This window comes from Stenotrophomonas nematodicola (assembly GCF_009467805.1).
GTDB classification, from domain to species: domain Bacteria; phylum Pseudomonadota; class Gammaproteobacteria; order Xanthomonadales; family Xanthomonadaceae; genus Stenotrophomonas; species Stenotrophomonas nematodicola.
Genome location: NZ_WIAY01000002.1, coordinates 181092 through 192795, shown reverse-complemented (window position 1 = coordinate 192795; position 11704 = coordinate 181092). Strand labels below are relative to the sequence as shown.

6 protein-coding genes are annotated in these 11704 nt (G+C 67.6%); 4 read left to right on the top strand and 2 right to left on the bottom strand.

What is annotated here, in order from left to right:
• Nucleotide 1: 1 nt before the first annotated feature.
• The 3 genes from clpB (at nt 2) to GDJ08_RS08395 (ending at nt 5140) form a co-directional block, all read left to right on the top strand.
• A complete protein-coding gene (gene clpB, locus GDJ08_RS08405; RefSeq protein ID WP_017357573.1) occupies nt 2–2587 on the top strand; it encodes an ATP-dependent chaperone ClpB in 2586 nt (861 codons plus the stop codon).
• A gap of 183 nt (nt 2588–2770) precedes the next feature.
• On the top strand, nt 2771–4072 hold the full coding sequence (locus tag GDJ08_RS08400) for an O-acetylhomoserine aminocarboxypropyltransferase/cysteine synthase family protein (protein ID WP_153164687.1): 1302 nt from the start codon (nt 2771–2773) through the stop codon (nt 4070–4072).
• A 186-nt stretch (nt 4073–4258) separates the two neighbouring features.
• On the top strand, nt 4259–5140 hold the full coding sequence (locus tag GDJ08_RS08395) for an AraC family transcriptional regulator (protein WP_153164686.1): 882 nt from the start codon (nt 4259–4261) through the stop codon (nt 5138–5140).
• A gap of 12 nt (nt 5141–5152) precedes the next feature.
• Here the strand turns inward: GDJ08_RS08395 and ybaL are convergent, their stop codons facing one another.
• Both ybaL and GDJ08_RS08385 read right to left on the bottom strand, forming a co-directional pair.
• The gene (gene ybaL / locus GDJ08_RS08390; RefSeq protein ID WP_136003026.1) at nt 5153–6853 is read right to left on the bottom strand and encodes a YbaL family putative K(+) efflux transporter; all 1701 of its coding nucleotides are present in this window, start codon (nt 6851–6853) and stop codon (nt 5153–5155) included.
• A gap of 243 nt (nt 6854–7096) precedes the next feature.
• Complete coding sequence (locus GDJ08_RS08385; protein WP_153164685.1) at nt 7097–9487, bottom strand: TonB-dependent receptor plug domain-containing protein; 2391 nt, start codon at nt 9485–9487, stop codon at nt 7097–7099.
• A gap of 344 nt (nt 9488–9831) precedes the next feature.
• On the opposite strand from GDJ08_RS08385, the gene GDJ08_RS08380 reads away from it, so the two are divergent.
• Entirely contained in the window at nt 9832–11688 is a 1857-nt protein-coding gene (locus tag GDJ08_RS08380) for an ABC-F family ATP-binding cassette domain-containing protein (RefSeq protein WP_136003027.1), read from the top strand.
• Nucleotides 11689–11704: the final 16 nt, after the last annotated feature.

Sequence of the window (11704 nt, the reverse complement as noted above, 5' to 3'; positions counted from 1 at the left end):
CATGCGGATGGACAAGCTCACCTCGCGTTTCCAGCAGGCGCTGGCCGACGCGCAGTCGCTGGCCGTGGGCCGCGACCACAACATCATCGAACCGGTGCACGTGTTCTCGGCACTGCTGGACCAGCAGGGCGGCAGCACGCGCCCGTTGCTGTCGCAGGCCGGCGTCAACGTGCCGGTGCTGCGCGAACGCCTCAACGAGGCGATGGATGCGCTGCCCAAGGTATCCGGGCAGGAAGGCAACCTGTCGATCGGCAATGACCTCAACCGGCTGCTCAACAACACCGACAAGCTGGCCCAGCAGCATGGCGATGCGTTCATTGCCAGCGAATGGTTCGTGCTGGCTGCCGTGGATGATGGTGGCACGCTGGGCATGGCGCTGCGCGCAGCCGGCGCCGACAAGGCCCGCATCGACGCGGCCATCGACAAGATCCGTGGCGGCGAGAGCGTGCAGTCGGAGAACGCCGAAGACCAGCGCCAGGCGCTGGAGAAGTACACCATCGACCTGACCGCGCGTGCCGAGAGCGGCAAGCTGGACCCGGTGATCGGCCGCGATGAAGAGATCCGGCGCACCATCCAGGTCCTGCAGCGCCGCACCAAGAACAACCCGGTGCTGATCGGCGAACCCGGTGTCGGCAAGACCGCCATCGTCGAAGGACTGGCCCAGCGCATCATCAACGACGAAGTGCCCGAGGGCCTGCGCGGCAAGCGCGTGCTGTCGCTCGACATGGGTGCGCTGATCGCCGGCGCCAAGTTCCGTGGCGAATTCGAGGAACGCCTGAAGGGCGTGCTCAACGACCTGGCCAAGAGCGAAGGGCAGGTGATCCTGTTCATCGACGAGCTGCACACGATGGTCGGCGCGGGCAAGGCCGATGGCGCGATGGACGCCGGCAACATGCTCAAGCCGGCGCTGGCACGTGGCGAACTGCACTGCGTCGGCGCGACCACGCTGGACGAGTACCGCAAGTACATCGAGAAGGACGCCGCGCTGGAGCGCCGTTTCCAGAAGGTGTTCGTTGGCGAACCCAGTGTCGAGGACACCATTGCGATCCTGCGCGGGCTGAAGGAAAAGTACGCGGTGCATCACGGCGTGGAAATCACCGACCCGGCGATCGTGGCGGCCGCGACGCTGTCGCACCGCTACATCGCCGACCGCCAGTTGCCCGACAAGGCCATCGACCTGATGGACGAGGCCGCCTCGCGCATCCGCATGGAGATCGACTCCAAGCCGGAGGAGCTGGACCGTCTGGAGCGTCGGCTGATCCAGCTGAAGATCCAGCGCGAAATGCTCAAGAAGGAAAAGGACGAGGCATCGCGCCAGCGTCTGGCTGATCTGGAGAGCGACATAGATACGCTGGAGCGCGAGTTCTCCGATCTCAACGAGATCTGGAAGTCGGAGAAGGCTGCGTTGCAGGGCGCGACGAAGATCAAGGAGCAGATCGAGCAGGCCAAGCTGGAGCTGGAATCGGCGCAGCGCCGCCAGGATTTCGGCCGCATGAGCGAGATCCAGTACGGCCAATTGCCGCAGCTGGAGAAGCAGCTGGCGGCCGCGCAGGAAGCGGAGAACACCGAGTTCAAGCTGGTGCAGGACCGGGTCACCGCCGAAGAGATTGCCGAGGTGGTCTCGCGCTGGACCGGCATCCCGGTCAACCGCATGCTCGAAGGCGAGCGCGACAAGCTGCTGCGCATGGAAGATGTGCTGCATGAGCGCGTGGTGGGCCAGGAAGAGGCGATCAAGGTCGTCTCCGATGCCGTGCGCCGTTCGCGCGCGGGCCTGTCCGATCCGGACCGGCCCAGCGGCTCGTTCCTGTTCCTGGGGCCGACCGGCGTGGGCAAGACCGAGTTGTGCAAGGCGCTGGCCGAGTTCCTGTTCGACAGCAGCGACGCGATGATCCGCATCGACATGAGCGAGTTCATGGAGAAGCACAGCGTGGCACGCCTGATCGGTGCGCCCCCGGGCTATGTGGGCTATGAGGAGGGCGGTTACCTGACCGAGGCGGTGCGCCGCCGTCCGTACTCGCTGATCCTGCTCGATGAGGTGGAGAAGGCGCATACCGATGTGTTCAACATCCTGCTGCAGGTCCTCGACGATGGTCGCCTGACCGATGGACAGGGCCGCACCGTGGACTTCCGCAACACCGTCATTGTGATGACCTCCAACCTCGGCTCGCACCAGATCCAGGACATGAGCGGCGACGACAGCCCGGAGGCGTACACGCAGATGAAGGCGGCGGTGATGGGCGTGGTGCAGGCGCACTTCCGTCCGGAGTTCATCAACCGGCTGGATGACATCGTGGTGTTCCACCCGCTGGACAAGGCGCAGATCAAGCAGATCGCCAAGATCCAGATGGTCGGTCTGGAGAAGCGCCTGGCCGAGCGTGGGCTACGCATCGAGGTCAGCGACGCGGCGTTCCAGTTGCTGGGCAACGTCGGCTTCGATCCGGTGTATGGCGCCCGTCCGCTCAAGCGTGCGATCCAGGCGCAGCTGGAAAATCCGCTGGCGCAGAAGATCCTGTCCGGCGAGTTCCTGGGGGGCGACACGATCCGGGTCGATGCCGCCGAGGGCAAGCTGGTCTTCACCAAGGGCTGAGCCGGCACACCCCGCGCACCGGCCCGGTGGCGTCTGCTACCGGGCCGGTGCCGCGTGTGGCGGTGCGCGGCCCACGTGTCGCATATCACCGCAGCGCCTAAGCGCATGCGTGATCGGCATGAGCACGTGTGCCTGGGCGTGCCGGCGCTCGGGTATCGTCCGGGTTCAACCGGAGGAGGCACGATGAGCGAGCACGGCAGTCCCGACCCGCAATGGAAAGCGGAAACCATCGCCGTGCACGGCGGCTACCGGCCCGACCCGACCACCCGTGCGGTGGCGGTGCCGATCTATCAGACCGTGGCGTATGCCTTCGACGACACCCAGCACGGGGCCGACCTGTTCGACCTGAAGGTGCCGGGCAACATCTACACCCGCATCATGAACCCCACCACCGATGTGCTGGAACAGCGCATCGCGGCGCTGGAAGGCGGCGTGGGCGCGCTGGCGCTGGCCTCGGGCCAGGCGGCGATCACTTATGCGATCCAGACCATTGCCGAGGCCGGTGACAACATCGTCTCGTCCAGCACGCTGTATGGCGGCACCTACAACCTGTTCGCGCATACGCTGCCGCAGTACGGCATCCAGACGCGCTTCGCCGATCCGGAAGATCCGGCCTCGTTCGGCGCGCTGATCGACGAGCGCACCAAAGCGGTGTTCGTGGAGTCCATCGGCAATCCCCGCGGCAACATCACCGACATCGAAGCGATTGCGGCGGTGGCCCATGCGCACGGCGTGCCACTGATCGTGGACAACACGGTGGCCACGCCGTACCTGCAGCGTTCGTTCGATTTCGGCGCGGACATTGTGGTGCATTCGCTGACCAAGTACCTCGGCGGCCACGGCACCAGCCTGGGCGGCGCGATCGTCGATTCGGGCCGGTTCCCGTGGGCCGAGCACGCGCAGCGCTTCCGGCGGCTGAATGAACCGGATGTCAGTTACCACGGCGTGGTCTATACCGAGGCCCTCGGTCCGGCCGCCTACATCGGCCGCGCCCGCGTCGTGCCACTGCGCAACACCGGTGCGTCGCTCTCGCCGTTCAACGCCTTCCTGATCCTGCAGGGCATCGAGACGCTGGCGCTGCGCATGGATCGCATCAATGCCAATGCGCTGGCCGTCGCGGAGTTCCTGCGCGACCACCCCAAGGTCGACTGGGTGAACTACGCCGCGCTGCCCGATCATCCCGACCACGCCCGGGTACGGAAGTACCTGCGTGGCCACGGGTCCGGCGTGCTGACCTTTGGCCTGCCCGGCGGCCGCGTGGCGGGCGCGCGCTTCCTGGACGCCCTGCAGCTGTTCACCCGGCTGGTGAACCTGGGCGATGCAAAGTCGCTGGCAACCCACCCGGCATCGACCACGCACCGCCAGCTGGACGCGGCCGAACTGCGCCAGGCCGGGGTCAGCGAGGACACCGTGCGCCTGTCCATCGGCATCGAACACATCGACGACCTGCTGGCCGACCTGCGGCAGGCGTTGGCAACCGCGTAGAGGTGGTACCCACGGCGACCGGTGCGGGCCGGTCGCCGTGGGGTTCTGCCCGGCCCGTCTGCGTGGCTGGTCTCGACCGCACGCGGGCGCTACGCTCTGGCGGTCCTCCACCCATTGCGCAAGATCGGCCACGCGCAGGGGCAGGACACGACGCATGCTGAGCGCCACCCCGACATGGAGCCCGCCATGAGCCGCATCGCCCAGGTACGCCAGCACCACGGTATCGACCGCGTCATCGCCCATCTGCAGGCGTGTCTGCGCGCCGGTGAGCCACTTCCCGATCTGGACGCGCTCGCCGCGATCGCGCGCCAGTCTCCGTTCCACTTCCACCGTCTGTACCGTGCGCTGACCGGGGAAACGCCCGGGCGCACCGTGGCCCGATTGCGGTTGCTGCGTGCGCTGCAGCTGCTGGGCCAGGCCGACAGCCGGGTGACGGCCGTCGCCCTCGCCGTCGGCTTTGAAAGCCCGCAGGCACTGGCCCGGGCCTGCCGCCAGGCGTTGAACGCCACGCCGAGCGCGCTGCGTGATGACACCGCCCTGCGCGAGCGTTGGCAGAACGCGCTGCTGCTGCCCGCCGGCGACCATGCGGCGGAGGCCGTGCCGCTGCAGGTCACGGTGACCACGCTGGAGCCATTCGACGTGGTGGCACTGCGCACGCAGGGTGCGTTCGATGATCTGGACCAGGCCTTCGGCGCGATCTACGCCTGGGCGGCGGAGCAGGAGCTGGCCACGCAGCTGCAACAGCTGGTGGGGGTCGCGCTCAACGACCATCGCGACGTTCCTGCCCGCGCCTGCCTGTTCGACTGCGGCATGGGCTTCGGGCACGCGCCGGAAGGGCTGCCCGCGCCGCTGCGTGCGCTGACGCTGGGCGGCGGCGACCATGCAGTGCTGCGCCACGTGGGCAGCTATGCGGGGCTGGAGGCGGCCACCGACGCGCTGCTGCGCCAGTGGCTGCCCGACAGCGGGCGCGCGCTGCGCGACGCGCCCCTCTACTACCACTACCTGGACGACCCGGAAGACGTGCCCGAGGCGATCCTGCGCGCGGACATCTGCGTGCCGCTGCGCTAGCCCTGCGGGCGGTTACACCACCGGGATGCTGTGCTTGCCCAGGCTGCGGTATGGCGGGGTGGACATCACCATCTCGGCCAGCGAGTAGGCCAGCTCGCGTTCGGCCATCACGGTGCCGTCGGCGCCGTGATCCAGCAGATGCTTGACCTCGGCATCGCTGTGCGCCCGCGCCAGCAGGGTCAGGTCCGGATTGAGCGCCCGCAGTTTGGCCAGCGTTTCGCCCGCTTCCAGGGGCTGCGGAATGGCCAGCACCGCGATCTTGGCGCGTTCCGGATGGGCTTCGGCCAGCACCCGGTCCGAGGCCGCGCTGCCGCGGATGCCGGGCAGCCCGGCGGCATGCGCCTCGGCCACGTGTTCCTTGTTGTCGTCGATGATCATCACCGGCACGCCGCGATCGCGCAGCACCTGCGCCAGCGCGCTGCCCACCCGTCCGTAGCCGATCACGATGGCATGGTCGTGCAGGTCCAGCGACGGCCCCGGCGGCAGTTCGGTTTCCACGGCGGTCGGGGTCGCCTCCTGGTGCTTGAGCAGCCAGCGGTCGAGCAGGCCGAATACCAGCGGGTTGAGCATGATCGAGATCAGCGCGCCGGCCAGCACCAGCGCCTGCCCGGTGGGCGGCAGGATCTTCAGGGCGACGCCGAGGCCGGCGATGATGAAGGCGAACTCGCCGATCTGCGCCAGGCTGGCCGAGATGGTCAACGCGGTGCCGGTGGGATGGCCGAACGCACGCACGATCACGAAGGCAGCTGCGGACTTGCCGAACATGATGATGGCCGCGGTGGCCAGCACCTGCCACGGGTGCTCGATCAGGATGGCCGGGTTGAACAGCATGCCGACCGAGACGAAGAACAGCACCGCAAAGGCGTCGCGCAGCGGCAGGGAGTCATTGGCGGCCTTGTGGCTGAGTTCGGACTCGTTGAGCAGCATGCCGGCGAAGAACGCGCCGAGCGCGAACGAAACGCCGAACAGCATCGCCGAGCCGAACGCCACGCCGAGCGCGATGGCCAGCACCGACAGCGTGAACAGCTCGCGCGAGCCGGTGCCGGCGATGCGTTCGAGAATCCACGGAATCAACCGGCGGCCGACCACGAGCATCACCGCCACGAACAGGCCCAGCTGCACGAAGGTCCAGCCGATGCTGGCCAGCACGCTGCCGAGGGTGTGCGTTTCGTTGGCGGCATCCGGCCCGAACACGCCGGCCAACACCGGCATCATCACCAGTGCCAGCACGCACGCGAGGTCCTCCACGATCAGCCAGCCCACCGCGATCTTGCCGCGCTGGGTTTCCAGCAGGCGGCGCTCTTCCATCGCACGCAGCAGCACCACCGTGCTGGCGGTGGCCAGCGAGAAGCCGAACACCACGCCGTGGATCACCGGCCAGCCCATCAACGACGCCAGTCCCCAGCCCAGCAGCGTGGCCACCAGAATCTGGCCGATGGCGCCCGGAATGGCGATCGCTTTGACCGCCATGAGGTCTTTGAGCGAAAAGTGCAGGCCCACGCCGAACATCAGCAGCATCACGCCGATCTCGGCGAGCTGGTTGGCCAGTGCCTGGTCGGCGACGAAGCCGGGGGTGAACGGTCCTACGCAGATGCCAGCAACCAGATAACCGACCAGCGGAGACAAGCGCAGCTTGTTGGCCAGCGCGCCGAAGATGAAGGCGAGCCCGAGGCCAACGGCGACGATGTTGATCAGGTCGGTGTCATGGTGCATCGGGGCTCGCAGAAAGGGGGGATGCCCCGATTTTCACCGATGCGGCCAGATCCGGCAAACACTGACGCATGCGGCGCGTGCCTGTTCCCGTGGTCAGGGCGTGTGTTGTCCGGGACATCGGCCGGTGTGGGCGATGAATGCGCGGAACGCTGTTGTTGCCCATCCACAACGACGCTGCCCCGGCGGACCGGGGCAGCGGCAGTCATCGCCTGGTGGCCGGCCAGTGGCCGGCACTGCCGGGGATTACCACTTGTACGTTACGCGGCCGTAGACGTACGCGCCGTTGAAGCCGTAGGGCGAGTAGTTGCTGTACGGCAGCATGCCCCAGGTCGAGTTCTGCAGGTCCACGGTACGGTCCGGGTACTCGTCCAGCAGGTTGTCCGCGCCCAGGGTGAGCGCCCAGTTCGCGCTGGGCTTGTAGCTCACCGAGGCATCGAGCACCCATGACGCACCGTAGGTCTGGTCGCGCAGCGCGGTGGCCGAGTTGCGCACGGTAAAGCTGCCATAGCGGGTGGCCGCCAGATTGAGGTCCCAGTGGTCCGAACGCCAGGTGCCGCTGAGGATGGCCTTGTCGCGCGGGTAGCTGTCTTCGATGCGGCCGATCTCGTCACGCCCGATCAGCGACTGGGTCAGGCCCAGGCTCTGGAACACCGCCGGCGAGGCGATGAACTTCTTCACCTCGGTTTCGTTGTAGCTGTACGCGGCGGTCAGCTCCAGCGAGCTGGCGGCGAAGGGAAGGGTGTAGCTGGACACCGCATCCACACCACGGGTGCGGGTGTCCACGCCGTTGGTGAAGTACGAGAACGCGGTGACCTGCGGCAGCCCCAGCCCACCGAGCAGCGCGTTGGTGGCGGCGTTGGTGGTGATGTTGGTGGACAGCACGATGCGGTCGTCGATGTCGATCTGGTAGGCATCCACGGTCAGGTACAGGCGGTCCACCGGCTGCAGCACCAGGCCCAGGCTGTAGGAGGTGGAGCTTTCGGCCTTCAGCGGGCTGGCACCCAGCGCCTGCGCGGCAGCGCTGGTGGTGGGGAAGGTGCCGCGTTCGACGAACACGCCGTTGACGATCGTGCTGGTCACCGCCTGGTAGCTCTGCTGGGCCAGCGACGGCGCGCGGAACCCGCTGGAGGCGGTGGCGCGCAGGGCGACCTTGTCGGTGAAGGCATAGCGCGCGGACAGCTTGCCGGAGAACTTGTCGCCGAAGTCCGAGTAGTCCTCATAGCGGCCGGTCGCGCCGGCGGAGAACTTGTCGGTGAAGTCCGCTTCCAGGCCGGCATACACCGCGTAGTTGTTGCGGTCGGCATCCACCGCATTGATCGGGGTGAAACCGCCGAAGCCCTGGGCGCCGCTGCCGGTGTACGAGTTGGGTTCGCCCGGCGACTGCTCCCACGTTTCGCGGCGGTACTCGCCACCGAAGGACAGCGTCACCGGATACGCCAGGCCCCAGTCCAGGGTCTTGGTCACATCGGCGTTGACGATGTCCTGGGTGTACTCCAGCGCGCCGTCGTAGAACGAACGCGGGCTGTTCACGCCGAGGCTGTAGTTGATGCTGTTGCGGGTGTGGAAGTCGATCTTGTTGTAGCCGTGGTTGTAGCTGACGTCCCAGTTCCAGCCGCTGTCGGTGCCGCCCTTGACGCCGGCCACGATCGAGCGGTCCTTGGAGTACTGATTGATCTGCGGCACGAAGCCGTCCGGGTACACCTGTGCCAGCAGCGGGCCCTGGTTGCTGTTGTTGCGCGAGCGGTAGAACGCGAACGAGGTGATGTCGCGGTTGCTGGCCATCGCCGTGGCATAGGCCGAGACGTGGTCGGTGAACTGGAAGCTGGCATTGGCCGAGGCGGCGGTGGCATCCACCTGCGGGTCGCCCACCACAAAGGTGGTCTGGCCGATGTTGGGGAAGTTGCCGGTGTTGGGCGTGGTGCCCTGGTACGGGCCGGCACGGTTGCTCTCGTCCTGCTGGGTGATCTGCCCGGCCACGTGCACGCTGCCGCGGCCGTCGGCGAAGCCAACGCCGGTATCGCCGGAGAGCTGGTACTTGTTGCCGTCGCCGGCCGAGTACTGGCCGGCATCCAGGACCAGGCTGCCGCCGGCGGAGGATCCCTTGAGCACGATGTTGACCACCCCGGCGATCGCATCGGAGCCGTACTGGGCCGACGCGCCGTCGCGCAGCACTTCGACCCGCTCGATCGCGGCGATCGGAATGGCGTTGATGTCCACCGCCGAGGAGCCGCGGCCGATGCTGCCGTTGACGTTGATCTGCGCCGAGGTGTGGCGGCGCTTGCCGTTGACCAGCACCAGCACCTGGTCGGGCGACAGGCCCCGCAGCTGCGCCGGGCGGATGCCGCTGGTGCCGTCGGTCAGCGCCGGGCGCGGAAAGTTCAGCGAGGGCAGGGCGCGCGCGAGCGCGGTGGCCAGCTCGGTGGTACCGGTGGACTGCAGCGCCTCGGGGGTGATGATGTCGATCGGCGACTGCGACTCGGCCACGGTGCGGTCGGCGACCCGGGTACCGGTGACGATGATGGTGTCCAGGGTGTTCGCGGCGGCAGGCGGGGCCTGCTGGGCGGAGACGGCGAAACTGGAGACACCGAGCGCGACAGCTACGGCGGCGGCGAGCGTACTGGTCTTGCGGTTCATCAGGATGTGGCTCCGGTAGGGACGGTGCGGCACCGTGGCGACATCACGACTGCGGGGAGCGGGTCTGCGAAGGCGGTTGTTGCGGTGCGCAACAAAGGAATTAACGGGATATTCATCGCCTGTCAATTCCCGGGTGAATCCGCAAAAAACGTTGCAGCAGCAACCATTTACGTGATGCCCGGGTTTCGACGGAGGGGTCCCGAGGACGCGCGGGCAGGGTCGTGGGAGAGAGAGACGAGCCCTGCCGCGCATCCCGGGGCGCGTCAAGTATTCGTTAACGCTAGAATTACGTCGCAGGAAAGGTGCTCACGAGCACATTCCATTCCGTTATATGGACCCCCAAGATGATTTCCCTTCGTAACTTCGCCTTGCGCCGTGGCGAGCGGCTGCTGTTGTCCAACGTCGACCTGACTCTGCACGCGGGGTACCGCGTTGGCGTGGTCGGCCGCAATGGCGCCGGCAAGTCCAGCCTGTTTGCTGCCGTGAAGGGCGAGCTGGAAGCCGACAAGGGCGACGTCGATCTGCCTGGCAAGGTCCGCATCGCATCGGTGGCCCAGGAAACCCCCTCGCTGCCGGACCCGGCGCTGCAGTTCGTGCTCGAAGGCGACACCGAGGTGGCCGCGGTGCTGCGCGCCGAGGCCGACGCGGCGGCCCGGGAAGACTGGGAGGCGGTGGCCACCGCGCACCAGAAGATGGCTGAAATCGGCGCCTACGACGCCGAAGCGCGGGCCGGCAAGCTGCTGCATGGCCTGGGCTTCCCGGCCGAGACGCATTCCCGGGCGGTGTCGTCGTTCTCCGGTGGCTGGCGCGTGCGCCTCAACCTGGCCCGCGCGCTGATGATGCCCAGCGATCTGCTGCTGCTCGACGAACCGACCAACCACCTCGACCTGGACGCGGTGTTCTGGCTGGAACAGTGGCTGCTCAAGTACCCCGGCACGCTGCTGCTGATCTCGCATGACCGCGAGTTCCTCGACAACGTCGCCACCCATACCCTGCACCTGCATGGCGGTGGCGCCAAGCTGTATCCGGGCGGCTACACCGATTTCGAGCGCCAGCGCGCCGAACAGCTGCGTCAGCAGCAGATCGCGCACGAGAAGGAACAGGCCGAGCGCGCCCACCTGCAGAGCTTCATCGATCGCTTCAAGGCGCAGGCGAGCAAGGCCGCACAGGCGCAGAGCCGCATGAAGCGCCTGGCCAAGCTGGCCGGCACCGAGGCGGTGCGTGCCGAGCGTGAATTCCGTATCGAATTCGCCCCGCCGGCCAAGCTGCCGTTCTCGCTGATCCGCCTGAACCACGTCGATGCCGGCTATGGCCCGGACGCCGTGATCCTGCACGAGGTCGGTTTCGGCCTGGAGGCGGGCCAGCGCATCGGTCTGCTCGGCCCCAACGGCGCCGGCAAGACCACGCTGGTCAAGACCCTGGTCGGCGAGCTGGCGCCGTTGACCGGCGAGCGCGCGGCCCACCCGGACCTGCGCATCGGCTACTTCGCCCAGCACACAGTGGAATCGCTGCACGAAGGCCAGTCGCCGATGGAGCATTTCCGCGATCTGGCCCCGGATGCGCCCAACCAGGCTTTCCGCGATTTCCTCGGCAAGTGGAACTTCGCCGGCGACCGTGCCTTTGAACCGGTGGACGGGTTCTCCGGTGGCGAGCGCGCGCGCCTGGCGCTGGCGCTGATCGCCTGGCAGCAGCCGAACGTGCTGCTGCTCGACGAACCGACCAACCATCTCGACCTGGAAATGCGCGAAGCGCTGGCGGAAGCGTTGGCCGATTTCGAGGGTGCCATCGTGATGGTCTCGCACGACCGCCACCTGATTGGTCTGGTCTGCGACACCTTCTGGCGTGTGGCCGATGGGGTGGTGGAGCCGTTCGACGGCGATCTGGACGCCTACGCGGCGTGGCTGCGGTCGCGTCCGGCGGCGCAGGGCACCAAGCAGAAGATGGCCGCCGCCGCACCGGAGCCGGTGCCGCCGACCCCGCCGCTGCCGCCGCGCAAGCCGGTCAATCCGCACAAGCTGGCAGCCGCCGAAGCCAAAGTGGGCGAGCTGGAGGGCACGCTGGCCGAGCTGGACCGCCAGCTGGCCGATCCGTCCAACTACGCCGACGCAACCCGCATGGCCGTGCTCGGCCGCGACCGCGAAGCGACGGCGGCGCTGCTGGCCAAGGCGGAGCAGAGCTGGATGGAACTGCTGGAAGGTTGATCGTCGGGGGCGATGT

Excerpts from the sequence above, each read along its gene's own strand:
- clpB (WP_017357573.1), top strand. The coding sequence starts at position 2 with ATGCGGATGGACAAGCTCACCTCGCGTTTCCAGCAGGCGCTGGCCGAC.
- GDJ08_RS08400 (WP_153164687.1), top strand. The coding sequence starts at position 2,771 with ATGAGCGAGCACGGCAGTCCCGACCCGCAATGGAAAGCGGAAACCATC.
- GDJ08_RS08395 (WP_153164686.1), top strand. The coding sequence starts at position 4,259 with ATGAGCCGCATCGCCCAGGTACGCCAGCACCACGGTATCGACCGCGTC.
- ybaL (WP_136003026.1), bottom strand. The coding sequence starts at position 6,853 with ATGCACCATGACACCGACCTGATCAACATCGTCGCCGTTGGCCTCGGG.
- GDJ08_RS08385 (WP_153164685.1), bottom strand. The coding sequence starts at position 9,487 with ATGAACCGCAAGACCAGTACGCTCGCCGCCGCCGTAGCTGTCGCGCTC.
- GDJ08_RS08380 (WP_136003027.1), top strand. The coding sequence starts at position 9,832 with ATGATTTCCCTTCGTAACTTCGCCTTGCGCCGTGGCGAGCGGCTGCTG.